The sequence below is a fragment of the Paraburkholderia sp. Tr-20389 genome (assembly GCF_017104565.1).
Lineage (GTDB): Bacteria > Pseudomonadota > Gammaproteobacteria > Burkholderiales > Burkholderiaceae > Paraburkholderia.
Window position 1 is genome coordinate 65,211 of record NZ_JAAGPD010000045.1, and the last position, 26,093, is coordinate 91,303.

Genomic DNA, 26,093 nt, shown 5'->3' on the forward strand with positions numbered 1-26,093 from the left:
CGTCGCTCGCATGTCACAGTTTGGTTTTGACAGGCTTGTGACTTGTCCCCTTGCTCGCCGACAATCGACAGAACGCGAATAAAAACAAAAAAGCGGCCGCACTCGCGCGACGCGTGCCGCATCGACGCACAACTTTATCGGTCAATACGGAGAGTTCTGATGCATCGTTTTGTCGTCGTAGGTGGAGGCGCGGGAGGCCTGGAACTGGCCACGCGGCTCGGCGATCGTTACGCACGCAGGAAGAGCGACGGCGCGCCGCTCGCGCAGGTGACGCTGGTCGATCGTTATCCGACCCATATCTGGAAGCCGTTGTTGCACGAAGTCGCGGCGGGCAGCATGGACCCCTTTACGCAAGAACTCGAATACGCGGCGCAAGCGCGCTGGCATGGCTTCGAATTCCAGCAGGGCGAACTGACCGGCATCGACCGTACGGCGAAGACCATCACGCTCGGCCGCGTGCTCGACGACGACGGCGCCGAACTGCTGCCCGAACGTGTTCTGGAATACGACACGCTCGTCGTCGCGATCGGCAGTACGACGCATTTCTTCGGCGTCAAAGGCGCGCCGGAATATTCGCTTGCGCTCGATACCGTGCAACAGGCCGAGCGCTTTCGCAAACGTCTGATCGCTGCCTGCATGCGTGCCGAGCATCAGGCACACGAGCCCGTCGAATCGAATCCTGGCGTGGCGTCGACTGAGCCGCGCATTCAGGTCGCGATTGTCGGCGGCGGCGCGACGGGCGTCGAACTATCGGCCGAACTGCGCAATACCGCGCAGGTGTTGTCCGCATATGGGCTGCACAAGCTCGATCCGCGCCATGACGTGGGCATCGTGCTGATCGAAGCGGGGCCGCGCATTCTGCCGGCGCTTCAGGAGCGTGTGTCGACCGCGACGGCGGAGCTGCTGCAGAAGCTCGGCGTCAAGCTGATGGTCGGCGAGACGGTTGCGGAGGTCGCGCCGGGCGTGGTTCGCACGGCGAGCGGCAAGGCCGTGCGTGCCGACCTGACCGTGTGGGCGGCGGGCATCAAGGCGCCGCCCGTGCTTGGTCAGCTCGACGGCTTGCCTGTGAACCGGCTTGGCCAGCTCGAAGTGCGGCGCACGCTGCAAACCACCCTCGACGACAACGTCTTCGCGCTCGGCGATTGCGCTGCTTGCCCGTGGCCCGGCAACGAACGCAACGTGCCGCCGCGCGCGCAGGCCGCGCACCAGCAGGCGAGCTTCCTGTTGCGGGCGCTGAGCAACCGACTCGAAGGCCGGCCGCTGCCGGAGTTCACCTATCGCGACTTCGGTTCGCTCGTGTCGCTCGGGCACTTCAGCGCCGTCGGCAATTTGATGGGCGGCGTGATCGGCGGCAACATGCTGATCGAAGGGCTGTTTGCGCGCTTCATGTACATGTCGCTGTACCGGCTGCATATTGCGGCGCTGCACGGCTATGCGCGGATGGTGCTCGATACCTTCGCGCACTGGCTGCGGCGCACGACGCTGCCGCGTGTCAAATTGCACTGATCGATTTCGATGCTTCTGCAACAGGATGCGCTTTGCGCGTATCCTGTGGCCTTCCTTGCCGTTCACCCTTGTCATTTCTCCAAGGAGCAGCGCATGTTGAAGCCTGAAGTCGACAGTCTCGTTCCCCATGTTCCTTTCGACCGGCGCACGTTCATCAAGGCGACGCTCGGCAGCGGCTTCGCGGCGTGCGTGCTGCCTGTGTCCGCGCAGACCATCCACACGGACAGCGATGGACTCGAGGCTGGCGAGGTCAGCATCAAGTCGGGCGATACGCAGGTGCCGGCTTACCGTGCGCAGCCGAAGGGCAAGAAGCATCTTCCTGTGATCCTTGTGGTTCACGAGATTTTCGGTGTGCACGAGCATATCGCCGACGTGTGCCGGCGCTTCGCGAAGCAGGGCTATCTGGCGATCGCGCCGAATCTTTACGTGCGGCAGGGCGATCCGACCAAATATCAGTCGATGCAGCAGCTCAACGAGGAGCTCGTAAGCAAGGTGCCCGATTCACAGGTGCTCGCCGATCTCGACGCGACGTTCAAGTGGGCGGGCGAGCATGGTGGCGACGTGAACAAGGTGGGGATCAACGGTTTCTGCTGGGGCGGGCGGATCACGTGGCTGTATGCGGAGCACAATCCGCGGCTGAAGGCGGCTGTCGCGTGGTACGGGCGCGTGGTTGGCAATCAGACGCCGATGACGCCGGCCAATCCGATCGATCGTGTGTCCGATCTTCAAGTGCCTGTGTTGGGGTTGTATGGTCGGCAGGACCAGAGCATTCCGCAGGATTCGCTCGAACAGATGAAGCAGGCGATTGCGCAGGGTCCGCAGGCGGGGCGCGGGGCGCAGTTCGTCGTGTATGACGATGCGGGGCATGCGTTTTTTGCCGATTATCGGCCGAGTTATCGGCAGGCCGATGCCGAAGATGGATGGAGGCGGGCGCTCGCGTGGTTTCGCGAGCATGGGGTGAGGTAGTTTTTTTGTCTGCGACGTAGTCGTCATTCTTGCCTTCTCGGCGCGGGCTTCGCCTTTTGGTTTTCGCTCTGCGTTTTCGCTGGCATCCGCGCTTTCGTAGTGGTTGTTCAGGCGTTGCCCCTGTGCGGGGCGGCACTTACTTTCTTTGCCGCCGCAAAGAAAGTAAGCAAAGAAAGCGGGCTCACACCGCCAGCCCGTGTTCTTGCCTGCGGGCCCCCAACGGGTCCCGCACTCCACACGGCATCACGCTGATTTGCGCCCGTTGCCAGCGCCTTGAACAGACGCATCACCCACTCCAATCACCCGCAGGCAGCCCGCGGCAGCGACTCGTCTGCGCCGCCCAGGTGGCAAACGGTGTGTAGCTTGTCGCACCCTATGCGTTGACGATCCTACGACACCGATCCCGCTTTTAGTCCGGAGTGGTGCATTTCCGTCCAGACGGCCTACACACAGTTTGCCACCTGGGCGGCAGTCGAATTCTGGCAACGCGATCGATGACGCGGGAGTGTGAAGTGGGTGATGCGTGCCTTAGCGCGTTGGCAACGCGCGAAAACGAGTGCGTTGCCGCGTGAAGCGTAAGAACTGTTGGGGGCCCGCAGGCAAGAACAAGGATTGGCGGTGTGAGCCCGCTTTCTTTGCTTACTTTCTTTGCGGCGGCAAAGAAAGTAAGTGCCGCCCCGCACAGGGGCAACGCATGAGCAACCACTACGAAAGCGCGGATGCCAGCGACCACAAGGCGCTCGCCAGTAAAAAAAACCAGGATGGCGACTGCGTCGCAGACAAAAAAACCCGCACCCGCAGAACAAATAGGGTTTCCCCTCATAACCAAAGCCGAAGGCAAATTTGTATGATGACCCTATCACATGGCAACTCGCGAAGCGAAAAAGCACACCCATGTTTGAAAAAATCCCAAACAAAGCGCTCAGCGACACCGTCGCGCAACAGCTGCTGGCGCAGATCGACAAAGGCACCTTCGCCCGAGGCGGCAAGCTGCCGACAGAAGCCGTGCTGGCGCAAGAATTCGGCGTCAGCAGAACCGTCATCCGCGAGGCGATCTCGCGTCTGAAGAACGAAGGCGTCGTCGAGCCGCGTCAGGGCAGTGGCGTCTACGTCGCTGCTCACGGCGCGATCCGCCCGCTGCGTATCGACTACGCCGAAGCGATGGAAGGCGGCTCCGTGCTGCAAATCCTCGCGGTGCGCCGCGCAATCGAAGCCGAAGTCGCCGCGGAAGCCGCCATGCGCCGCACCGACGCCGACATGATGTCGATCGACGCCGCGCTCAGGAAGATCGACGAAGCCGTCGCCGAAGGCCGCGACGGCGTCGCCGAGGACGTCGCGTTTCATCGCGCGATTGCCGCCGTGACGGGCAATCCGTACTTCCTGAAGACGCTGTCGTTCCTCAACCAGTATCTCGAAGCGGGCACCGTCGTCACGCGCCGCAACGAGGCGCTGCGCGAAGACTTCTCGCGCCAGGTGCGCGACGAGCACGCCGCCATCGCCGCGGCGATTCGCGCGGGCGATCCGATGGCCGCGCGCAACGCCGCGCAGACCCACATGTACAACGCGGCGCGTCGGCTGGGCGAAGCGGGAATCTGCTGATCCCCGTCGCGCAAGTCACCGCCTGAAGCACTGTTCGTAGAGGAAAGGTATGTCCAGAAATGTCGGAGTGATCGGTCTTGGCGCGATGGGAATGGGCGTCGCGCGCTCGCTGCTACGCGGTGGCTTCAACGTGCATGCGTGCGACGTGCGGCGCGACGTGCTCGACCAGTTCGTCGCCGATGGCGGCAAGGCCTGCGCAAATCCCGCCGAACTCGGCGCGCAGTGCGATGTGGTCGTCACGCTCGTCGTCAACGCGGCGCAGACGGAAACCGTACTGTTCGGTGAACAGGGCGCCGTCAAGTCGATGAAGCCGGGCGGCGTCGTGATCGCCTGTGCGACCGTTGCGCCCGATTTCGCCATCGACCTCGGCCGCCGCATCGAATCAGCCGGCCTGCAAATGCTCGATGCGCCCGTATCGGGTGGCGCAGCGCGCGCGGCATCGGGTGAGATGACGATGATGACGTCCGGTCCCGCTGCCACCTATGCCGCATGCGAAGACGTGCTCGCGGCGATGGCGGGCAAGGTGTATCGCCTCGGTGACGCGCACGGCGCGGGCTCGAAGGTGAAGATCATCAACCAGCTGCTCGCGGGCGTGCACATCGCGGCCGCCGCGGAAGCGATGGCGCTCGGGCTGCGCGAAGGCGTCGACGCCGATGCGCTCTACGACGTGATCACGCACAGCGCAGGCAACTCGTGGATGTTCGAGAACCGTGTGCCGCACATTCTCAATGGCGATTACACGCCGCTGTCCGCCGTCGATATCTTCGTCAAGGATCTGGGGCTCGTGCTCGATACCGCGCGACGTTCGAAGTTTCCACTGCCGTTGTCGGCGGCTGCGCATCAGATGTTCATGATGGCGTCGACGGCCGGACACGGCGGTGAAGACGATTCCGCCGTCATCAAGATTTTCCCCGGCATCGACGTGCCGGCGAAGCGCTAAAACAGAGGAGCACGACCACATGACGACCTCTGCGAGCAAACCGCTGCTCGGCTGCATTGCGGACGACTTCACGGGCGCGACCGATCTCGCGAACATGCTGGTGCGCGGCGGCATGCGCACCGTCCAGACCATCGGCGTGCCCGCTGCCGATACGCGCATCGAAGCCGACGCGTTGGTGGTTGCGCTGAAGTCGCGCACCATCGATGCCGCCGATGCCGTCGCACAATCGCTCGCCGCGCTCGAATGGCTGCGCGCGCAAGGCTGTCGCCAGTTCTTCTTCAAGTACTGTTCGACCTTCGATTCGACCGACAAGGGCAACATCGGCCCCGTCGCCGATGCGCTGCTCAATGCGCTGTCGCCGATCGGCGGCGGCACGCCGTTCACGATCGCGTGTCCGGCGTTTCCGGAGAATGGCCGCACGATCTATCGCGGGCATCTATTCGTCGGTGACGTGCTGTTGAACGAGTCAGGCATGGAGCATCATCCGCTCACACCGATGACGGACGCGAACCTCGTGCGCGTGCTGCAACGGCAGACGCGCTCGACGGTCGGTCTCGTGCGCTACGACGCGGTTGCGCGCGGCGCCGAAGCCGTGCGCGCGTCGATCGATGCATTGCGCCATGACGGCGTGCGCATGGCGATCGCCGATGCCGTATCGGATGCCGATCTCTATACGCTCGGCGAAGCGTGCGCCGATCTGCCGCTGATCACGGGCGGCTCGGGTGTCGCGCTCGGCTTGCCGGCCAATTTCCGCCGCGCCGGTCTGCTCGCGGATTCGGCCGATGCAGGCGAGTTGCCCCGAATCGAAGGCGCGTCGGTGGTGCTGGCGGGCAGTGCATCGAAGGCGACCAATGCACAGGTTGCCGCGTGGCGCGAAACGCGGCCCGCGTTTCGTATCGATCCATTAGCGGCGGCGCGCGGCGAGCCCGTCGTCGAACAGGCGCTCGCGTTTGCTCGCGAGCATATGAACGCGAGCGTGCATTTGAAAACGGCGCAACCCGTGCTGATCTACGCAACGGCATCGCCGGACGAAGTGAAGGCGACGCAACGCGAACTCGGCGTCGCACAAGCCGGCGAACTCGTCGAACGCACGCTGGCTGCGATCGCGCGAGGGCTGCGTGAGATGGGCGTGCGCAAGTTCGTCGTCGCGGGCGGCGAGACGTCGGGTGCCGTCGTGCAGGCACTCGATGTCCGCATGCTGCGCATCGGCAAACAGATCGATCCCGGCGTGCCCGCGACCGCGACAATCGGTGCCGAGCCGCTCGCGCTTGCCCTCAAGTCCGGCAACTTCGGCACCGTCGATTTCTTCGAGAAAGCGCTGCGTCATCTCGAAGGAGACGCGCAATGACGCTCGCCATCCACACAAGCAGCGAAGCGAAAATCCGTGAAGAAATCTGCGTGACGGGCGCGAGTCTGTACGAGCGCGGTTACACCGTCGGCAGCGCGGGCAACATCAGCGCGCGGCTCGACGACGGCTGGCTGATCACGCCAACTGACGCATGTCTCGGCCGGCTCGATCCCGCGCAGATCGCGAAGGTCGATCTCGACGGCAACGCTGTATCAGGCGGCAAACCGTCGAAGACGCTCGCACTGCATCGCGGTGTCTACGAACGCAACCGCGACGCGCGCGGCATCGTGCATACGCATTCGACGCATCTCGTCGCGCTGACGCTCGCGGGCGTCTGGCACGACGCCGACGTGCTGCCGCCCATCACGCCGTACTACGTGATGAAGGTCGGCCATATTCCGCTGATTCGCTACAAGCGTCCCGGCGATCCGCAAGTCGCACAACAGATCGCATCGCTCGCCGACAGCGTGCGCGGCGTGCTGCTCGAGCGTCTTGGCCCCGTCGTGTGGGAGCGTTCCGTGTCGCAGGCTTCGTACGTGATCGAAGAACTGGAAGAGACGGCGCGCTTGTGGCTGATGACAAACCCGCGTCCCGCACCGCTCGATGCGGCCGCGCTCGACGAGTTGCGCACCGTGTTCGGCGCGCGCTGGTAAGTCGCCCGCCATCCGTATCACCAACCCAGGCCAAAAAGCCGGAGGACCGTCCGATATGAAACGGACGGTCTACAACCGGCGCCATTCGAAGGAGACAATGCATGAGTAGCTATCAGGCGACATCCGCTCGCCCTGCATCCACCGCTGACGCCGCCGGGCAACCCGGCGCGGCCGAAATCGAACGCACCTACGGCAAGGTGTTCTGGCGCATCGTGCCGTTCCTGATGCTGTGCTACGTGGTCGCTTATCTGGATCGCGTGAACGTCGGCTTTGCCAAGTTGCAGATGTCGCAAGACCTCGCGTTCAGCGAGACCGTGTTCGGCCTCGGCGCGGGCGTGTTCTTCGTCGGTTACTTCCTGTTCGAATTGCCGAGCAACATCCTGATGCACAAACTCGGCGCGCGCATCTGGATCGCGCGGATCATGATCACGTGGGGCGTGATGTCCGCGCTGTTCGTGTTCGTGCAGACGCCCATGCAGTTCTATGCGCTGCGCTTTCTGCTCGGTCTCGCCGAAGCGGGCTTCTATCCGGGCGTGATTCTGTACCTGACCTACTGGTTTCCGTCGCATCGCCGCGCGAAGATCATCGCGGTGTTCATGTCGGCGATTCCCGTGTCGGGCATCTTCGGCAATCCGCTGTCGGGCTGGATCATGCAGACCTTCGATGCGCATCACGGCTTCGCCGGCTGGCAATGGATGTTCGTGATCGAAGCGGTGCCCGCGATCGCCGTCGGCATTGCGACGATCCTGTATCTCGACAACGGCATCGCCGGCGCGAAGTGGCTGACGCCGCGCGAAAAGAAACTGCTCGCCGACGAAATCGCTGCACAGCCGCAAGAAAAGACGCAGTCGCATTCGCTGGGCGCCGTGTTCCGCGATCCGCGCACGTGGTGGATGTCGCTGATCTACTTCGCGTTTGTCACGGGCCAGTACGGCCTCACGTTCTGGATGCCGACCCTCGTCAAGTCGACGGGCGTGACGGGTGCATTCCAGATCGGTCTGCTGAGCGCGATTCCGTTCCTCGTAGCGATCGTCGTGATGAACGTGATGGGCCACAGCGCGGACAAGCGCCGCGAGCGCCGCTGGCATCTGATCGGGCCGGCGCTGGCGGGCGCCGTCGGCTTCAGCGTCGCGGCTTCGTACGCGAACAACACGGCCGTATCGATCGCGTTTCTGTCGATCGCCGCAGCGGGCGTGCTGACCTGCGCGCCGCTCTTCTGGTCGCTGCCGACAGCCTTCATGTCGGGCGCGACGGCGGCCGCGGGCATCGCGATCATCAATTCGATCGGCAATCTGGCGGGCTTCGCGAGCCCGTACATGATCGGCTATCTTAAGGATCTCACGCACAGCACGCAGTCCGGCATGTACGTGCTCGCCGCGATGCTCGTGATCGGCGCGCTTGCCGTCTGGCTGACGCCCGCGCGGCTCGTGAACCGCTAAACGCGTTATTAAGGAGTTGCTTCGATGCCTCGCTTCGCCGCCAATCTGACGATGATGTACAACGAACACACGTTCCTCGACCGTTTCGCGGCCGCTGCGCGCGACGGCTTCCAGGCCGTGGAGTTTCTGTTCCCTTATGACTTTCCTGCCGCTGACCTGAAGTCGCGTCTGACGGAACACGGCCTCACGCAGGCGCTCTTCAATGCGCCGCCGGGCGACTGGGCGGCGGGCGAGCGCGGCATCGCGTCGTTGCCGGGTCGCGAAGAAGAGTTTCGCCGCAGCGTCGACACCGCACTCGAGTACGCGCGCGTGCTCGGCAACGACAAGTTGCATGTGATGGCCGGTCTGATCAAGCCCGAGCAGTCGCGTGCCGCGCATCGCGAGGTGTATCTGAAGAACCTGGCGTATGCCGCGCAGACTGCGCAGGCTGAAGGCATCACCGTCGTCATCGAGCCGATCAATACACGCGACATCCCCGCCTTCTTTCTGAACCGGCAAGACGACGCACAGGCGATCTGCGCGGAAGTGGGCGCACCGAATCTGAAAGTGCAGTTCGATCTTTACCACTGCCAGATCGTCGAAGGCGATCTCGCCGTGAAGCTCAAGCGCGACATGAAGGGCATCGGCCATATCCAGATCGCCGGCGTGCCGGAGCGGCACGAGCCCGATATCGGCGAAGTGAACTATCCGTATCTGTTCGCGCTGATCGACGAGCTTGGCTATGACGGCTGGATCGGTTGCGAATACCGGCCGCGCGCGGGCACGTCGGACGGGCTGGGATGGATCAGGCCGTATGTGAAGGCGCGTGCTTGAGCGTATTCGACAGACACACTGAGGAACACGGAAACATGAAAGTACTGATCACGGGCGGCGCGGGATTTCTCGGCCAGCGTCTCGCGCGCGAACTGCTCGCGCGCGGTGAATTGAAGGGCGCGGACGGACAGCGTCAGCCGATCACCGAACTGGTGCTGCTCGACGTCGTCGCGGCGCCCGGTCCGCAAGACGATCGCGTGCGCGTCGAAGTCGGCGACATTGCCGAGCGTAGCGTGCTCGAACGTTTGATCGACGAGAAGACGGCGGCGATCTTCCATCTCGCGGCGATCGTCAGCGGCCAGGCAGAGGCGGACTTCGAGCTGGGCATGCGCATCAATCTCGATGCGTCGCGCCTGCTGCTCGATGTGTGCCGTGCGCGCGGGCATCGTCCGCGCGTCGTGTTCACGAGTTCCGTCGCCGTGTATGGCGGCGACTTGCCCGATACCGTGCTCGATGAAACGGCGCTGAATCCGCAATCGTCGTATGGTGCGCAGAAGGCGATCGCCGAATTGCTGCTCAACGATTATGCGCGGCGCGGTTTCGTCGACGGCCGCGTGCTGCGCTTGCCGACCATCAGCGTGCGGCCGGGCAAGCCGAATGCAGCGGCGTCGTCGTTCGCGAGCGGCATCATTCGCGAGCCGCTCAATGGCGAGCCGTCCGTGTGTCCCGTGAATGGCTCGATGCGTCTGTGGCTGCTGTCGCCGCGCAAGGCAATCGAGTGTCTCGTTGCGGGATGCGAGATCGACAGCGCCGCGCTCGGCAACAAGCGGACGATCAATCTGCCGGGCGTGTCGGTGACGGTCGACGAGATGATCGCCGCGCTCCGCGAAGTGGCGGGCGATGCCGTTGCGGCGCGGATCGAATGGAAGGCGGACGAGCGGGTCGAGAAAATCGTCGGCAGTTGGCCTGCGCAGTGGGACGTCGCGCGCGCGAAGCAGCTCGGGTTGCAGGGCGACGCGACGTTCGCGGACATCGTGCGTGCGTTTATCGACGATGAATTGGGTGGGAAAATTCCGCAGCGCTGATCCGCTGTATTGAACGGGAGCGTGCGTTCGCTCCCGTTTTGCGCGTGCGCCGGCTTCTATAATCGGACGATCCATCCGTCATCGAGGGGACGTCATGCGGCGCAGCGCGATTCTCCTGATCGTTTGTCTTGCCGGTTGCGGCGCGACCGTGAAGCCGACGCCCATGACGAACGGTCGCGATGGCGCCGTGATTTCCTGCGACGGGCTGCTCTACAACTGGAAGATCTGCGACAGGGCGGCCCGAAAGACATGCCCTAACGGCTACGACGTGGTGGATCGCCAGGAAAAGAAGAACTACACCGACTACGGCAGCTACACCACGCGCAAGCTCGTGGTGAGTTGCAGGTAGTGTCGTGTCGCGTTATGCGTCGTTCGATTGCTGCTGGTTCGTCAGAGCGCCCGCACGCACCGGAAGCCCGCATACACGTGCTGATACCTGGGCTGAAACCAGTTGCGGAACGTCGGCCGCAGCATGCATTGCGCGGTGCGCGCCGAGCCGCCCTTTAGCACGTAATGCTGACCGTCAAAGAAGTTGGCCGAGTAGCCGAGATAGAACGGGAACGCATCGAAGCCAGGCAGCGCTTCGAATAGCGACGACGTCCATTCCCAGCCATTGCCGTAAAGTCCTTCGACGCCGAACGCGCTGACATTGTCGGGTGCGGCATCGACGGCCTGCGGATCCCAACTGCGGAAATCGTAGTTGCCCGATGGCCCGTGCGGTACGCCTTGCGCGGCGTGCTGCCATTGCGCTTCCGTCGGTAACGTCTTGCCGGTCCAGCGCGCGTACGCGGATGCTTCGGCGTGGCTCACATAGACGGGCCAGTCGGGCGGCAGCGGGATGTCGTCGAACATGGTGCGCAACATCCACTTGCCATCGGCATCGTGCGACCACGTGACAGGATGCGCGACGTTCTCCGCTTCCTTCCACGCCCAGTCCTTGTCGTTCCAGTACGCGCGATTCCCGTAGCCTCCGGCGTCGATGAACGCCTGGAACTGCGCGTTCGTCACCATATAGCGGTCGATCTCGAACGCATCGACCTGCACGCGTTGCTCGCCGAATTCGTTGTCCCAACCGAAGCGCCCGTCTTCCTTCTTCATGCCGAGCACTGCCTCGCCTGCGGGCACGGGCATCATCGGCGAGGTTTCGACATTGCGTGCCGATCCCGCTTTCGATATCGCGTCCTGAGGCGCGGCCTTCATCTCGAGCGGCAACTGATGCAGCATGTACGCGAGCGTTTCCGCATGCATCAGCCGGTGTTCGATGGCCACGTGCATCAGCTGCTCGGGCGAGCCCGTCGACATGCCGCCGCTGCCGAATTCGAATTCGGCGAGACGCTCGTCGATCTGCTCGCGCGCCTTCTTTGCGTAGTCGTGCACGGCGTCGAGCGAGGGCCAGTCGGAAGGTTGATCCGTCGGAAAGCCGCCGTCGACGGGGTCGATGCCGAACGCGAAGAGTTGGTCGAGTTCCGGCGCGAACGCGGGCAGCGGACAGAGCCGCTCGTCGAAAAGATTGCGGTCGAAGGCTTCGAGATGGCCGATGTAGAACACGATCCGGTGACGTTCGCGGATCGGACGCTCATACAGGTATTCGGGTTTGACGACCGAGAACAGGGCGTCGGTGACGCGGCGCGCGTCGATGAGCCGTTGAACCAGCGGGTGGTGCGGAGCAGGGTCGCGATTCATTCGCCGGGTCTCCTCGTGAGGCTGCAAGCTTCTTGCATGGAACGGGACAGTCTTAAACTGTACCGCAGCCGCAGGAGACGTGCCAGGCGGATGCGCATCGGCGTCGCACGATGCGACGCCGCGCTTCAGACCTCGAGAGATAGACAGAATCAGGCGTTCGTAGCCGCGCCGACCTGGCGCAAGGCGTCGGCATCGACGATGTGAATGAAGCGGCCTTGTGCGTCGATCAGTCCGCGCTTTTGAAATCTTGACAGGGTGCGGCTCACGGTTTCGAGCGTCATGCCGAGATAGCTGCCCATGTCTTCGCGCGTCATCCGCAGATTGAATTCCGCCGATGAATAGCCGCGCTGCGCGTTGCGTTCGGAGATGTCGAGCAGGAATGCCGCGACGCGCTCGTCGGCGCTCAGCGAGCCGAGCACCATCATCTGGCCGGCTTCGCGGACGATCTGCTCGCCCATCAGCTTGTGCAGCCGATCCTGCATCGAGCTGATTTCGCGGCACAGATGCTTGAGCGCCGGGTAGGGAATGATGCACACCGAGCTGTCTTCGAGCGCCACCGCGCTGCACGCGTGCTGGTCGCTGCTGATACCGTCGAGTCCCAGCGCTTCGCCCGCGAGCCGCAGCCCCGTGACCTGTTCGCGACCATCGCGATGGGCCATTACCGTCTTCAGCGATCCCGACCGTACGGCGTACAGATTGTCGAAGGAATCGCCCGCGCGGTAGAGCGACTCGCCGCGACGCACCGCGCGCGCCGAGCAGATGAGCGCTTCGAGCTGCGGCATTTCATTGGCGGCGACGCCTTGCGGCATGCACAGATGGCGCATGGCGCAGGACGAACAGCGCGCGGTGCTGCGCGCGCCGCGCTGCGTGGAAGAGACCGGCGTGCGGCGGGTGCCGCGAACGGGAGCAACAGCGGTGGGATTGAGCATGGTACCAACCGGCGTAAAAGAGGTGACAACCGATTGTCCCACTCGATGCGCGCGCAACCTGGCGACAAAATGACGCGTCGACCCGAAAGTTGCCGTTGAGCGACGTCATCTTTCGCTCACCCGCGCCGTTCGGGCGCATGGACGGCTCAGGCCTTCGCCTCGCCTGCCTCATCACCGCCGCCTGCCGCGGACGGAATCAGCAACACAGGCAGCGTCGACTGGCGCACGCAGCGCTCGGCCACGCTGCCGAGAATCAGCCGCTGCATGCCGCGTCGGCCATGCGTGCCCATCACGATCAGGTCTGCGTTGAAATCGGCGGCGGCGCGCAGCACGAGCGTCGGCACGTCGTCGAGCGAGGACGCTTCGCCCACCGCGATATCGCCCGACACGCCGCGCTCGCGCATCGCCGCCGACAGCTCCGCCGTCAGTTCCTTGCCCTGCTCGACCAGCCGGTTGCGCAGGACGGATGGATCGTAGCCCGGCGCGTCGAAGTACATCGGCGTGTTTTCGACCGCGTAGAACGCGCGCAGTGTCGCGCCGAGCTTGCTGGCCATATTCAGGGCGCCGTCGAACGCGCGGCGCGAGGTGTTGCTGCCGTCGACTGCAACGAGGATGCGTGTGTACATGAAGCCTCCGTGCCGTGGAGCGCGGTGCGCCGCCGTATTCCGCCTGCGCGGGCCGCGGGTGATGAGCGGTAAATTCGTCCGGATTGCGCTTGCAGCTTAAATGATCGTCGAAAAATGCGGGTTTTCGTCGGCAAACGCACAGATGTCAATCAATGATTTGTCAAATTTTGCTGTTGGGCGCGCGGTCGTTCATACTGGCGGCACGCTCGACAAATCGGCGTTTCGGACCAGAAAATGGTCGCGATTTCGTCCGGTTGAGCGCATTATTTGCCTTACAATTCAAATCTATTCTGACAAGCCGCTTTTCTCGACGATGAACGAGCGCAAACCGACCGGTCTGCCGGACAAGATCTACGGCGACATCCTCAACCGCATTCTCGAAGGCGAGTACAAGGAAGGCGAGCGTTTGCCGACCGAGCATGCGCTAGCCGAACGTTTCGAGACGTCGCGGCCCACGGTGCGCGAGGCGCTCGCGCGGCTGCGCGCGGACGGCATCATCGTCACGCGGCATGGCTCGGGCACGACCGTCGCGCGCCGTCCCGACCCGGACGTGCGCCGCTTCGCGCCGCTGGAAACGCTGTCCGACATTCGCCGCTGCTACGACTTCCGGATTGTGACGGAATCGGGCGCAGCGGAACTGGCCGCGCAGATGGCCGAGGCCGACGACATCGCTGCGATCCAGCACGCGTGGGACGAACTGGAACGCATCATCGAAACCCAGGGCATCGGCGCGAAGGATGACTTCGCGTTCCACCTTGCTGTCGCGCGCGCGTCGAAGAACCAGTTCTTCATCACGATGATGTCGTTCATCGAAGAGCAGATCGTGTTCAGCATGAATCTGTCGCGCAACCTGTCGCTGGTGAAGACGCTCGAACGTCAGCGGCTCGTGCAGGCGGAGCATCTGGCCGTGCTCGAAGCGATTCGCCGCAAGGACGCGGCGGCCGCCGGGCAGGCCATGCGCCTGCATCTTGAGCACGCGCGCGACCGGATGTTCGGGTCCTGACGTTTTTTCCTGCCTTGCCGGGCCGCGTTGCTTCACTCGCGGCCCTGTTCGTTTTTCCCCTCATCTGACAATGCGGCGCGCCACGCGCCGTCTCGCAAAGAAGTGAATCCTTCCCGTCCTCTGCCTTTTCGCGACGCACTCCTGGCCATGCTCGGCATCGGTCTCGTCAACATGCTGGTCGCGCTCGACCAGACGGTGGTCAGCACGGCGTTGCCGTCGATCGTCGTCGAACTGCATGGTTTCGAGTACTACGCGTGGATCGCGAGCGCGTATCTGCTCGCTTCCGTGGTCACGGTGCCCGTCTTCGGGCGGCTCGGCGATTACTTCGGCCGCAAGTATTTCGTGATCACCGCTGTGATTGTCTTCACTGTCGCGTCGGCGCTGTGCGGCCTCGCGAGCAGCATGCCGTTTCTGGTGTTCGCGCGCGGGCTGCAGGGTGTCGGCGGCGGCATGATGGTCGGCACGGCGTTCGCGTCGATTCCCGATCTTTTTCCCGATCCGCGCACGCGCGTGCGCTGGCAGGTCGTGCTGGCGGCAGCGTACGGGATCGGCACGGCAGCGGGACCGTCGCTGGGCGGCTGGCTGAGCCAGAACTTCGGCTGGCGCTCGACGTTTCTCGTGAATCTGCCCGTCGGCGCGCTCGCGCTGTACTTCATCTGGGCGCATCTGCCGTATTACCGGCGCGAGCGCACGGGCGACGTGCGCATCGACTGGGCGGGCGCAGCGCTCGTCGCGCTGGTGCTCGGCGGCTTGCAGACCTTCATCGAAGCGGTGCCGAAGGACGGTCTGACGACGGCCAACCTGATACTCGCCGCGCTGGTGGTGGTCGGTGCGGCGGCGCTGCTGATATGCGAGCGGCGCGCGACGCATCCCATCGTGCCGCTCGATCTGTTCAAGGACCCGCAGCTCGTCACGCTTTTCACGTTGTCGGTGCTGTCGGGTTTCGTGATGTTTTCGCTGATTTTTTTCGCGCCGCTGCTCCTGCAGGGCGGTTTCGGGCTGTCGCCTCAGCAGGCCGGACTGCTCGCGACGCCGATCGCCGCCTGCATCGCGCTCGGCAGCCTGATCAACACGCGCATCGTGATCCACATGTCGCGGCCGACCGCGATTCTGACGATCGGCTTCAGCCTGCTCGTGGCCGCGTCGGCCGGTCTCGCGCTCGCGACGCCCGCGACGCCGCACCTCTATCTCGAACTGTCGATGGCGGCCGTCGGTATCGGCCTCGGCTTCATTCTCAACAACCTGAACGTGTTCGGGCAGGAGATCGCCGGCCGCGAACGCTTCGGCATCACGACGGCGTTGCTCCAGTCGACGCGGATGGTGGGCGGCATGCTTGGCACCAGCATCGTCGCGACGATCGTGAACCGCCGCTACGCGTCGGGCGTCGAGGAGTCGCTGCGCGTGCTCGGCGAATCCGTCTCATCGACGTGGCGTCCAAAGCTCGCCGATCCGCGCATTCTCGTCGACGAAAGTTTGCGCGACTCGCTGTTGATCGAAATGAAGCGCGCGGGCCTCGAAGGCCCGGCGCTGTTCGACGCCGCGCGTCACGTGCTCGTGCAATCGATTCACATCGGCGTCGTGCTGACGGGCTGCGCCGCGCTGGCGGCCGCGCTTCTCGTGCGCCGGATTTCGCACATCACGTTCCGGCGCGGTTAAAGCGCTTCGCCTCGCCGTGCGCGGCGCGGACCGTCAGGCCGCCACGGGCATCGGCTTGCACACCGCCGCGCGGATCGCGTCGACGGTGATGTCGAGCGCAATGGTCCGCTCGACGCCGATCTTCACGGGCGGCCCCAGCCGCGTCACTTCGATGCCCGCGCGCCGCAGCATCCGCTCGATCGCCGTCGTCGTGACCGTCACGTAGCGGGTAATGCCCATCCGGTCCGCGAAAGTCACCAGTTCGTGAATCGCGTGCATCGTCAGATCTGCAAAGCCAAACGTTTGCGTGCCATCCGTTTCGATAGCGAAGCGGCTCAATTCCCAAATATGCCGTCCGAGTGGCGCCTCTTGCCCGTCGAGCAACTGCGGGAAGGTGTCCTTCAGCATGTTCGGGCCTTCCGTCGGCATCAGCCGCCAGCAGCCGCGCACCTGCCGATCGCCGTCCTGAATGAGCATGTAGTACGGCCCGAGCGCGTCGTAGCCGTCGATCTCCATGCCCGCGATGGTCGGAACGTCCCAACCCATCCGGTCCCGAAAGACCCGGGCGCGCAGTCGATACATCTCGTTGATGTGCGTGTTGTCGAACTCTTGCCGTGTGCCAATCCGAATCGCCGTATGCATGGTGTGCTCCTTACGTGGTCGCGGTACGCAGGAAAACGTATGCATTGCGGATAAAAAAAACACCTACTCACCTGGATAGGTGGCGTTTGCGTCTGAAGATTACAAAATTGAGATGAGGGCAGCCAATCACAGGAAAACATCATGGAACTTCAAAATCATTGGCAAGCGGGCGTTCACGCAAACGTTCAACCTAACGCGCAGAGCCGCAATCCGGACATGTCGTCCGGGGTGGATCGCGTTCTGATCATCGCGTACCGCAAGAAAAAGAAGGAAAGCCAGCGTCAGTTCTGGGCGCGTTTCGGCGTGACGCAGTCGCGCGGCAGCCGCTTCGAATCGGGCGCGGAGATTCCGGCACCTGTTTCGATCCTGCTGGGCCTCTACTTCACGAAGACGGTCACGGACGGCGATCTGGGCAGGGCAGAGAAGGTGCTGCACAACCCGGAAGCGCGTGAGCTCATCAACCTGGATCAATAAGGCCGAGCTGCGTTGCAATCACGGCGGCTGCGCGCCGTGAGTTCACGCCGAATTTCGTGCGAATGTTCTTGAGGTGGAAGTTCACCACGGCTTCGGAGCAATTGAGAATGTGCGAAATTTCCCACGTGGATTTACCGCGCGCGGTCCATTTCAGGCACTCCTGCTCTCGCGGCGTGAGCTTTGGCACCAAAGCCTGCGTGTGCGTATTCAGGTGAGGCTGGCTCGTGTCGATGACGAGGTCGCGCAACAGCACCAGGTTGGGCAGCACGACATCGAGATGACGCCAGAAGTCATCGCTCGGGTTGTGATCGTTGACGAAGCAGATCAGACCCGATTCCTGTCTCGGCCCGTGAATGGGCAGGCTCACACCTGCGCGCAAGCCATGCGCGCGGGCTTCCTCATACATGGTTTGCGCCGGATTGGTGTCGAACAGATCCGGCGACCAGATCAGCGGTGACGACTTCGTCATGCAGTGCGTGACGGTCGGATCGATGTGCGCGAACCCCTGCTCGTTGTAGAACTGCCGCCAGGTGGGCGAATACGTGCTGCGGATGAACGCGTCTTCGAGCCGCATCCCCGGCCGCGGCAGAATGCCGACCAGCACGCGATCAAAGCCCCAGCCGTCTGCCAGTCGGGCGACTTCGCGGAACCAGGTGACATCGTTCTCCGCTTCCAGCAACGGCGACATCTGCTCAATGAAATGTTGCGGCAAGGTGCTATCTCTCGAGGTTCGCAGCGGAGCGGGCGATGGCCATGCCGATGCTGCGGTGACTCATTATCCTGTTTGCGCATCAATCTATCACTATTATTCGCCGGATAATACGAAATGGCGAGACAGAATTTTTGCCTGTTTCATTTTCTGGCTCAAAATCGAGGCGCGCCGGCCAGCTATTTAATTGCATTCGCGCAATTCTGCACCAAATGCCGCAAATCCGCTCCTGCTCTGCCAGGCAGCGCTTCAATTAAACCTGCGTTTCGAAAGGTTATTGTGCGATTTTGAATCGGTATTAAATACGGCTGGGTCTTGAAAATCGGAATGGATTACGAAACGTTTGATTCAAACCGATCGCTTTTCGATTCGTTGTCATACGAGCTTTTTTAAAAGCGCGATTCGCAGCGCAGCACGCCGCGCCTTCATTCATATGAAGAAAATCGTTTTCATGCGTGCTGCATCGACTGACGCAGCACGTCAGGTTGTTTGACAACATTGGCGGCGCGGTGCTAACTTGCCTGAGTGGTCGTGACGAGGCTCACGACGTTCGAACGTGTCGCGAGAAGGGCACGCTGGTTGCTGCGAGGTACGCGGTCGCGCTGCGTCCTTGCGCGCGTTCCGTCATCGTCTCGTTCCGTGCGGCCAAAGCGAACGGCGGCGCAGCGAACGAAGGGCAGATCATGCGAAGATCAACGTAGCGACGCCGGCTTTGCTCGAGTGCGAGCACCGTCTCGCGGAATCGTCCGCCCATTTGTGACGTCGCACATTACTCATTATTTGGATTCCAGGCCGCGCGACGCAACGGCGTTCCGCACGGCCATCGACAGGAGCTGGACATGCAGATTACCGGAGACATGTTGATCGGTGCGTCCGAGGTGCGTGGCACCAAAGGCACGCTGCGCGCGTTCGACCCGGCGCACAACATGGAAATCGAACCGGAGTTCGGCGCCGGCGGTGCGGTTGAAGTGGACCGCGCGTGCACGCTGGCCGCGCTTGCGTTCGACGCATATCGTCAAACGCCGCTCGAAATCCGCGCGCATTTTCTCGAAACCATCGCAGAGAACATTCTCGGCCTCGGCGATACGTTGATCGAGCGCGCCCAGGCTGAATCGGCGCTGCCGAAGGCACGCCTCGAAGGCGAACGCGCGCGCACGGTCGGGCAACTCAAGCTATTCGCTTCGCTGGTGCGCGAAGGCCGCTGGCTCGACGCGACACTCGATTCCGCTCAGCCGGATCGTAAGCCGCTGCCGCGTCCCGATCTGCGTTTGCAGAAGATTCCCGTTGGTCCCGTCGGTGTGTTCGGCGCGAGCAATTTTCCGCTGGCCTTTTCCGTGGCGGGCGGCGATACGGCGTCGGCGCTCGCAGCGGGTTGTCCTGTAGTCGTGAAGGCGCATCCGGCCCATCTGGGTACGTCCGAACTGGTAGGCCGCGCCATTCAGAAAGCGGTTGCCGATTGCGGTCTGCACGAAGGCGTGTTCTCGCTCGTGGTCGGCGCGGGCAATGAGATCGGCGAAGCGCTGGTCCAGCATCCCGCCATCAAATCGGTCGGATTCACCGGTTCGCGCGCGGGCGGTCTCGCGCTCGTGAATCTCGCGCAGAAGCGACGCGAGCCGATTCCCGTGTTCGCCGAGATGAGCAGCGTCAATCCGTTCTTCGTGTTGCCCGGCGCGCTCGCGAAGCGAGCGGAGCAGATCGCGACGGGCTTCGTCGAATCGGTGACGCTCGGCGTCGGACAGTTCTGTACGAATCCCGGCATCGTGCTGATTCTCGACGGACCGAACAAGCAGACGTTCATCGACACCGCCGCAAAGGCGCTCGCGCAAAAGAGCGCGCAGACGATGCTGACGCCTGGCATCGCCAACGCCTATCAGGACGGCATTTCCCGTCGCACCGAACAGCGCGGCGTGCAGAGCATTGCACGCGGCACGTCGTCGGATGCGACCTGCGCGGCGCTGCCCGCGTTGTTCCAGACTTCCGCGATACAGTTCCTGACTTCCGCCGAACTCGAAGACGAGATTTTCGGCCCGACGTCGCTGATCGTGACGTGTGCCGATATCGACGAAATGGTGAAGGTGGCCGAATACCTCGAAGGCCAGTTGACGGCGACGCTGCAGATCGAACCCGAAGACTACGACATCGCGCGTCGCCTGCTGCCTACGCTCGAACGCAAGGCGGGCCGCATTCTGGCCAACGGGTTTCCGACGGGCGTCGAAGTGTCGTACGCGATGGTGCACGGCGGCCCGTTTCCGGCTACTTCGGATCCACGCGCGACGTCGGTCGGCGCGACGGCGATCGAGCGTTTCCTGCGCCCCGTCTGCTACCAGGACTTGCCCGCCGATCTGCTGCCGCAGTCGCTGCGCGACGAGAATCCGTTGAAGCTCTGGCGTCTGAGCGACGGCAAGCCTGCGCAGGCTTGACGCTCGTGTCACGAGCAGCGCCTATAACAGCGTAACCAACAATAACCAGTAACGACAGCAACACGCCGGACGTCGATCGAATCGACGCCCGGCGTTTGCACTGACAGCGCCATGACCGAACTCAGCCACCTGAACCCGAGACGCTACCCCGATCCCGCCATTCGCAGTTTCGATCCACGCTTCGATGCATTGCGCCTCGCCTCGGCTTCCGTCGAATGCCTGTATCAGGGCGCGCGCTGGTCAGAAGGGCCCATCTGGTTCGGCGACGGCCGCTATGTGCTGTGGAGCGACATCCCGAACAACCGCATCCTGCGCTGGGACGAGGAGACGGGCACGGTGACGCCGTTTCGCCGTCCATCGAACAACGCGAACGGCAATACGCGCGATCGCGAAGGCCGGCTCGTGACCTGCGAGCATTTGACGCGGCGTGTCACACGCACCGAATACGATGGTTCGATCACGGTGATCGCCGACCGTTACCAGGGCAAGCGCTTCAATTCGCCGAACGACATCGTCGTCAAATCGGATGGCTCGATCTGGTTCACCGATCCGTCGTTCGGCATCGACAGCTTCTACGAGGGCGAGAAGCAGGAGCCGGAACTGCCGCAAAACGTATATCGCGTGGACGGGCAGACGGGCGAAGTCACGATGGTGTGCGACGAGGTGATCGGACCGAACGGGCTGGCGTTCTCGCCGGATGAATCCGTGCTGTACATCGTCGAGTCGCGTTCGAAGCCGCGCACGATCCGCGCATTCGATGTCGCCGGCGACGGGCGGTCGTTGACGAACAACCGCGTGCTGATCGATGCCCAGCAGGGCACGCCTGACGGCTTTCGGGTCGATATCCACGGCAACCTGTGGTGCGGCTGGGGCATGGGCACCGACGAACTCGACGGCGTGCGCGTGTTTTCGCCGCAAGGCGAGGCGCTCGGCCATATCGCCTTGCCGGAGCGCTGCGCGAACGTATGCTTCGGCGGCAGGCATCGCAATCGTCTTTTCATGGCAGCGAGCCACGGCCTGTATTCGCTCTATGTGAACACGCAAGGCGTGCGCGGCGGTTGACACCGGATACGGGAAAGTTGCCTAACAAGTGGGCTCTCGGTGTTCTCCCCAGGGCGCGCGGGCGGAGCAGGAAAAATCGCTGAAATCCTTACCATAAAAGGACTTGAGGAATCTGAAAGGCCACATCACAATGTGCGCGCCGCACCAGAATTTGCTTGACATCATGTGCGCCCGTTCGTTATGTTTCAGTCACTAGCAGCCCGTAGTGCGTCACCGCCGCATCCCGTCGGCGGACGTTCCATACCAAGAGGCGAGGAGACGAAATGGCTTTTTCTGGCAAGTTGTCAGTAAGGGTAGCGGCAGTGTGCGTGGCAGTCGGTGCTGCCGTCGCAGGGTTCGCACAAACGGCACGAGCGGCCGATCCAGTCACGCTCAATATCGTCGACGTCGCCGGCGATCTTCAATTGACGCAAAAGGGCTTTGAAGCCTTCAAGGCCAAATACCCGACTCTCGTCTCCAATATCACTTTCACGAACGCGCCCGCGCCGCAACTGCCCGGCAAGATCAAGGCGATGCAGGCGGCCGGCCGTTCCGACATCGATCTCGTTCTGACGGGCACCGACGCGCTCGCGGCCGGTATCGAGCAGAACCTGTGGGTCAAGCTGCTGCCCGAGAACAACGCCGCGTTCCCCGGCGTGCTCGACAAGTACGCGCCCGGCCCGCGCAAGATGCAGGACCTCGCGCAGGGCTTCGGTCTCGAAGTCGCCTATATGCCGGCCGGCCCGCTGATCGAATACAACCCCGCCAAGGTCAGCGATCCGCCCAAGACGCCGGATCAACTGCTGCAATGGTGCAAGGCGCATCCGAACAAGCTGATCTACGCGCGCCCCGCCAACTCCGGTCCGGGCCGCACGTTCCTGATGGGCCTGCCGTACGTGCTCGGCGACAAAGACCCGAAAGACCCCGTCAACGGCTGGGACAAGACCTGGGCATTCCTCAAGCAGCTGAACGACTGCATTCCTTACTATCCGGGCGGCACGTCGGCTGTCATGAAGGAGCTGGGTGAAGGCACGCGCGACATGACCGTGACCGTGACGGGCTGGGATATCAACCCGCGCGCGCTCGGCATCGTGCCGGCCGAATTCAAGGTGCAGGCGTTCGACAACATGACGTGGGTGAACGACGCGCACTATATGGTGATCCCGAAGGGCGTTCCGAAGGAAAAGCTCGACGTGCTCTACAAGCTGATGAACTTCATGCTCGAGCCGGCGCAGCAGGCCATGACCTATGACGACGGCTACTTCTATCCGGGCCCGGCCATCAAGGGCGTGACGGAAGCGCAGGCGCCCGAGCACAGCCAGGATGTGCTGAAGAAATTCGGCCGCCCGGAATACGCGAAGCTGCTGGCCGATCGTCCGCATGTTCAGCCGCTGAGCGCAGCGGCCATGGTGGCGGCGTTCCAGAAGTGGGACCGCGAAGTCGGCGCGCAAAAGACCAAGTAAGCGCAAACCAACGCGTACCCGTCGCCGCGCGATGCGGAAAGCCGATGCCACCTCGTGTGGGCATCGGCGCTTCACGCCGCGCGCAAGACGGCGATTGTGACGGCGCGCCGCCTGTCGGCGCGGCCATGCAACATCGTAGGGAAGCGATCATGAAGCATCAATTTGAACAGTTGCGCCTCGAATCGGTCTGCCGCAGTTTCGTGAACACGGAAGGGCAATCGGTCGCCGCGCTGCAGGGCCTCGACCTGAACATCCGTCGTGGCGAATTCATCGCGCTGCTCGGGCCTTCTGGTTGTGGCAAGTCGACGGCGCTCAACTGCATCGCCGGTTTGCAGCCGCTGTCGGGCGGCGGCATCTGGCTCGACGAAAAACGTATCGACGTGCTGCCGCCCGAAAAGCGCGGCTTCGGCATGGTGTTCCAGAACTACGCGCTGTTTCCGCACATGTCGGTGCTCGACAACGTCGGCTTCGGCCTGAAGATGCGCGGCGTCTCCAAGGCGGAAACGGTCAAACGCGCACGGGAAGCGCTGCAACTCGTGCAGCTGGTCGGTCATGAGAAGAAGCTGCCGGGCCAGCTGTCGGGCGGCCAGCAGCAGCGCGTCGCGATTGCGCGCGCAATCGTGATCGAGCCGCCGCTCATTCTGATGGACGAGCCGCTGTCGAATCTCGACACGAAGCTGCGCATCGAAATGCGCGCCGAGATTCGCCGCATTCATACGCAACTGGATCGCGCGACCATTTATGTGACGCACGACCAGGACGAAGCGCTGTCGATGGCCGACCGCATCGTCGTGATGAAAGAAGGTGTTGTGCAGCAGGTCGCGACGCCGAAGGAAGTCTACGGCCGGCCGAAGAATCTGCACGTCGCGCGCTTCATGGGGTATCGCAACGTGCTGCCGTTCACGCTCGAAGGCACGCAGGGCGAAGGCGTGGCCGTCGAGGCAAATGGCGTGCGCATGATCGGCATGGCGATGGACGGCTTCGACAGCAAGCGCGTGTCCGTTGCACTGCGCCCCGAGGACATGGAGCGCGCCGCGCCCGGCTCCGAGAATGCGTTCGACGCGCAGGTCACGGCGGTCGAATACGGCGGCCGCGATTCGCTGATTCGTGTGAAGAGCGCGTTCGGCGAACTGTGGGCGCGCGTCGCAGGCGAGTTTGCAGAAGGCGAGCGCGTCACGCTGCGCGTGCCGCCGTCGCGCACGCTGGTCTACGACGGAGAGCCGTCATGAGCACGCTGACGCCCTCCGCAGCCGCGACGACGCCCGCCGCGCCGCGCGACGGCAAGGCGTGGCTCGTGTCGCCCGCCTTGCTGTTCATCCTCGCGCTGTTCGTCTATCCGTTCGTCTATGGCCTCGGGCTGTCGTTCAGCCCGATGGAGGGCGGCGGCATGTGGGCGAACTACGCGAAGTTCTTCAGCGACACCTCGATGTGGCCGACCATCATCGTCACGCTGAAGCTCGCCGTGCCCGCTACGTTGATCAACGTCGGCGTGTCGGTGCCCGTCGCGTTCGCACTGCGTCGTCCATCGCCGTACCAGAAGTTCGTGACGACGCTGCTCGTGATTCCCGTCACGCTCGGCACCGTGCTGATCGCCGACGGCATGCTCACATACTTCGGTCCGAACGGCTGGTTTCCGCAAGCGCTGCAAGGTCTGCATCTCTATACCGACGAAGTGCGCCTCACGCACAACTTCTGGGGCGTGCTGATCTCACTGATCGTGTCGGGCTTTCCGTTCGCGTTCCTGCTCACGCTGTCGTACGTGACGGGCATCGATCCGACGCTCGCCAGCGCGGCGGCCACGCTCGGCGCGAATCCGTGGCAGCAGTTCCGGCGCATCTATCTGCCGCTGCTGGTGCCGGGGCTGACGATGGCCGCGTGTCTGTCGTTCGTGCAGGCGTTTTCGGTGTTTCCTTCGGCGGTGCTGTTAGGGGCGCCGGCAGGACCGACGCGCGTGATGTCGATCGCCGCCGCCGAGGCCGCGTTCGAGAACTACGATTACTCGCTGGCTTCGGCGATCGCGATCGTGATGGGATTCGTGCAACTGGTGATCGTCGCCGCGATGCTCGGCGCGCGCCGCTTCTTCTACACTGGACCGGCGACGGGAGGTAAGGGCTGATGGCTACCGATCATCAAGTCGCGCATCCCTGGCCCGCTGCGCCGCAAGGGCAAACGGTGAAATCGATGAAACCGCACGTCAGTTTGCGCGATCGTGTGTATAAGGCGCTCGTCTGGGGCGCGATGATTTTCTTCCTGCTCAATATCGTGCTGCTGATCGCGACGGTCGCGGTCAACTCGATTGCGACGCGCTGGTTCGGCACGCTGCTGCCGCAGGGTTTCACGCTGCACTGGTATGCGCAGGCATGGAGCGATTTCCAGCTTGCGGCCGTGTTGTGGGTGACGGTCGAAGTGGTCGGCGCCGTCGTGCTGCTGTCCATTCTGCTGGGCGTGCCCGCCGCGTATGCGCTTGCGCGCGTGCAGTTCCGCGGCAAGCGTTTCGCGATGCTCGTGTTCCTGCTGCCGCTGATGGTGCCGCCCGTCACGTACGGCATTCCAATGGCGACGGTGATGTACAAGATCGGGCTGGCAGGCACGTTGAGCGGCGTGATTCTCGCGAATCTCGTGCCCGCATTGCCGTTCGTGATCCTCGTGATGACGCCGTTCATCGAACAGATCGATCCGAACCTGGAATCGGCGGCGCGCATCTTCGGCGCGAACACGTTCCGCTATTTCCGCTACATCCTGCTGCCGTTGCTGGTACCGGGCATGCTTGCTGCGGGTCTGCTGGTGCTGGTGCGCACGATCGGCATGTTCGAACTGACGTTCTTCACGGCGGGACCGGCGACGCAGACGCTCGTCGTCGCGTTGTACTACGCTGTATTCTCTACGGGCGTGCGTGCGCCGCAGTCGATCGACGCGATGGCGATGATCTACATGGCGATCACGCTGATCTGGGTATTGATCGCGCTGCAATTCGTGAGCCCGACGCAAATCGTGTCGCGGGTGAAGGAGCAGCGCCGGTAGGGAGAAGTTGTGTCGAACCATCAGACGAAGAAACGCAAGACGCCCGAAGAACTGCGCAGTCACCGCTGGTATGGCGTGAACGATCTGCGGTCGTTCGGCCATCGCTCGCGCACTGCGCAGATGGGCTACAGCCGTGAGGAATATGCGGGCAAGCCGGT

24 protein-coding genes are annotated in these 26,093 nt (G+C 63.3%); 19 read left to right on the top strand and 5 right to left on the bottom strand.

Annotation, left to right across the window (positions count from 1 at the left end; all coding sequences use genetic code 11):
* The first annotated feature begins 159 nt into the window (after positions 1-159).
* The 10 genes from G3N95_RS32120 to G3N95_RS32165 all read left to right on the top strand — a co-directional run bounded on the left by G3N95_RS32120 (position 160) and on the right by G3N95_RS32165 (position 10,638).
* Complete coding sequence (locus tag G3N95_RS32120) at positions 160-1,506, top strand: NAD(P)/FAD-dependent oxidoreductase (RefSeq protein WP_205974117.1); 1,347 nt, start codon at positions 160-162, stop codon at positions 1,504-1,506.
* A 93-nt stretch (positions 1,507-1,599) separates the two neighbouring features.
* The gene (locus G3N95_RS32125; protein WP_205974118.1) at positions 1,600-2,472 is read left to right on the top strand and encodes a dienelactone hydrolase family protein; all 873 of its coding nucleotides are present in this window, start codon (positions 1,600-1,602) and stop codon (positions 2,470-2,472) included.
* A gap of 894 nt (positions 2,473-3,366) precedes the next feature.
* Complete coding sequence (locus G3N95_RS32130) at positions 3,367-4,071, top strand: FadR/GntR family transcriptional regulator (RefSeq protein ID WP_205974119.1); 705 nt, start codon at positions 3,367-3,369, stop codon at positions 4,069-4,071.
* Between the two features lie 49 nt (positions 4,072-4,120).
* Positions 4,121-5,011 carry an L-threonate dehydrogenase gene (ltnD, locus tag G3N95_RS32135; protein ID WP_205974120.1) on the top strand — a complete coding sequence of 297 codons (891 nt, stop codon included), beginning with the start codon at positions 4,121-4,123 and terminating at the stop codon, positions 5,009-5,011.
* A gap of 19 nt (positions 5,012-5,030) precedes the next feature.
* Positions 5,031-6,359 carry a 3-oxo-tetronate kinase gene (gene otnK / locus G3N95_RS32140; protein WP_205974122.1) on the top strand — a complete coding sequence of 443 codons (1,329 nt, stop codon included), beginning with the start codon at positions 5,031-5,033 and terminating at the stop codon, positions 6,357-6,359.
* The gene (locus G3N95_RS32145; protein ID WP_205974123.1) at positions 6,356-7,012 is read left to right on the top strand and encodes an aldolase; all 657 of its coding nucleotides are present in this window, start codon (positions 6,356-6,358) and stop codon (positions 7,010-7,012) included. The genes otnK and G3N95_RS32145 overlap by 4 nt, the downstream gene beginning before the upstream one ends.
* A 101-nt stretch (positions 7,013-7,113) precedes the next feature.
* Positions 7,114-8,451, top strand: a complete 1,338-nt coding sequence (locus G3N95_RS32150) for an MFS transporter (RefSeq protein ID WP_205974124.1) — start codon at positions 7,114-7,116, stop codon at positions 8,449-8,451.
* A 24-nt stretch (positions 8,452-8,475) separates the two neighbouring features.
* Positions 8,476-9,264 (top strand): 2-oxo-tetronate isomerase, encoded by a 789-nt coding sequence (gene otnI, locus G3N95_RS32155; RefSeq protein ID WP_205974125.1) that lies wholly within the window; start codon positions 8,476-8,478, stop codon positions 9,262-9,264.
* 35 nt (positions 9,265-9,299) lie between these two features.
* Entirely contained in the window at positions 9,300-10,289 is a 990-nt protein-coding gene (gene denD, locus G3N95_RS32160; RefSeq protein ID WP_205974127.1) for a D-erythronate dehydrogenase, read from the top strand.
* A 94-nt stretch (positions 10,290-10,383) separates the two neighbouring features.
* Positions 10,384-10,638: a hypothetical protein gene (locus G3N95_RS32165; RefSeq protein WP_205974129.1), complete on the top strand. Its 255-nt coding sequence runs from the start codon at positions 10,384-10,386 to the stop codon at positions 10,636-10,638.
* 41 nt (positions 10,639-10,679) lie between these two features.
* On the opposite strand, the gene G3N95_RS32170 is transcribed toward G3N95_RS32165, so the two are convergent.
* From G3N95_RS32170 to G3N95_RS32180, 3 genes are all read right to left on the bottom strand, one after another.
* Positions 10,680-11,972: an SUMF1/EgtB/PvdO family nonheme iron enzyme gene (locus G3N95_RS32170; RefSeq protein ID WP_205974131.1), complete on the bottom strand. Its 1,293-nt coding sequence runs from the start codon at positions 11,970-11,972 to the stop codon at positions 10,680-10,682.
* A 149-nt stretch (positions 11,973-12,121) separates the two neighbouring features.
* A complete protein-coding gene (fnr, locus tag G3N95_RS32175; protein ID WP_205974133.1) occupies positions 12,122-12,901 on the bottom strand; it encodes a fumarate/nitrate reduction transcriptional regulator Fnr in 780 nt (259 codons plus the stop codon).
* Between the two features lie 146 nt (positions 12,902-13,047).
* Positions 13,048-13,527: a universal stress protein gene (locus G3N95_RS32180; protein ID WP_205974134.1), complete on the bottom strand. Its 480-nt coding sequence runs from the start codon at positions 13,525-13,527 to the stop codon at positions 13,048-13,050.
* A 313-nt stretch (positions 13,528-13,840) separates the two neighbouring features.
* Here G3N95_RS32180 and G3N95_RS32185 point away from each other — a divergent pair, with 313 nt between their 5' ends.
* Together G3N95_RS32185 and G3N95_RS32190 are read left to right on the top strand one after the other, a co-directional pair.
* Positions 13,841-14,530, top strand: coding sequence for a FadR/GntR family transcriptional regulator (locus G3N95_RS32185; protein WP_205974135.1), 690 nt, complete (start codon positions 13,841-13,843; stop codon positions 14,528-14,530).
* A 147-nt stretch (positions 14,531-14,677) separates the two neighbouring features.
* Positions 14,678-16,186: an MFS transporter gene (locus tag G3N95_RS32190; RefSeq protein WP_205974136.1), complete on the top strand. Its 1,509-nt coding sequence runs from the start codon at positions 14,678-14,680 to the stop codon at positions 16,184-16,186.
* Between the two features lie 33 nt (positions 16,187-16,219).
* On the opposite strand, the gene G3N95_RS32195 is transcribed toward G3N95_RS32190, so the two are convergent.
* On the bottom strand, positions 16,220-16,807 hold the full coding sequence (locus G3N95_RS32195; protein WP_205974137.1) for an acyl-homoserine-lactone synthase: 588 nt from the start codon (positions 16,805-16,807) through the stop codon (positions 16,220-16,222).
* A gap of 216 nt (positions 16,808-17,023) precedes the next feature.
* Here G3N95_RS32195 and G3N95_RS32200 point away from each other — a divergent pair, with 216 nt between their 5' ends.
* Positions 17,024-17,281 carry an XRE family transcriptional regulator gene (locus G3N95_RS32200; RefSeq protein WP_241019071.1) on the top strand — a complete coding sequence of 86 codons (258 nt, stop codon included), beginning with the start codon at positions 17,024-17,026 and terminating at the stop codon, positions 17,279-17,281.
* Here G3N95_RS32200 and G3N95_RS32205 read toward each other — a convergent pair.
* Positions 17,265-17,969, bottom strand: coding sequence for a LuxR family transcriptional regulator (locus G3N95_RS32205; protein WP_205974147.1), 705 nt, complete (start codon positions 17,967-17,969; stop codon positions 17,265-17,267). The two genes, G3N95_RS32200 and G3N95_RS32205, sit on opposite strands and share 17 nt — an antisense overlap.
* 860 nt (positions 17,970-18,829) lie before the next feature.
* Between G3N95_RS32205 and G3N95_RS32210 the strand changes: the two genes are divergently transcribed.
* The 6 genes from G3N95_RS32210 to G3N95_RS32235 all read left to right on the top strand — a co-directional run bounded on the left by G3N95_RS32210 (position 18,830) and on the right by G3N95_RS32235 (position 25,935).
* The gene (locus G3N95_RS32210) at positions 18,830-20,410 is read left to right on the top strand and encodes an aldehyde dehydrogenase (NADP(+)) (protein WP_205974139.1); all 1,581 of its coding nucleotides are present in this window, start codon (positions 18,830-18,832) and stop codon (positions 20,408-20,410) included.
* A 111-nt stretch (positions 20,411-20,521) separates the two neighbouring features.
* Entirely contained in the window at positions 20,522-21,472 is a 951-nt protein-coding gene (locus tag G3N95_RS32215) for an SMP-30/gluconolactonase/LRE family protein (protein WP_205974140.1), read from the top strand.
* A 263-nt stretch (positions 21,473-21,735) separates the two neighbouring features.
* Positions 21,736-22,914: an extracellular solute-binding protein gene (locus tag G3N95_RS32220; RefSeq protein WP_205974141.1), complete on the top strand. Its 1,179-nt coding sequence runs from the start codon at positions 21,736-21,738 to the stop codon at positions 22,912-22,914.
* A 149-nt stretch (positions 22,915-23,063) separates the two neighbouring features.
* Positions 23,064-24,143, top strand: coding sequence for an ABC transporter ATP-binding protein (locus tag G3N95_RS32225; RefSeq protein WP_205974142.1), 1,080 nt, complete (start codon positions 23,064-23,066; stop codon positions 24,141-24,143).
* Positions 24,140-25,030, top strand: a complete 891-nt coding sequence (locus G3N95_RS32230; RefSeq protein ID WP_205974143.1) for a sugar ABC transporter permease — start codon at positions 24,140-24,142, stop codon at positions 25,028-25,030. The genes G3N95_RS32225 and G3N95_RS32230 overlap by 4 nt, the downstream gene beginning before the upstream one ends.
* Entirely contained in the window at positions 25,030-25,935 is a 906-nt protein-coding gene (locus tag G3N95_RS32235; RefSeq protein WP_007739999.1) for an ABC transporter permease, read from the top strand. The genes G3N95_RS32230 and G3N95_RS32235 overlap by 1 nt, the downstream gene beginning before the upstream one ends.
* Positions 25,936-26,093 lie beyond the last annotated feature (158 nt).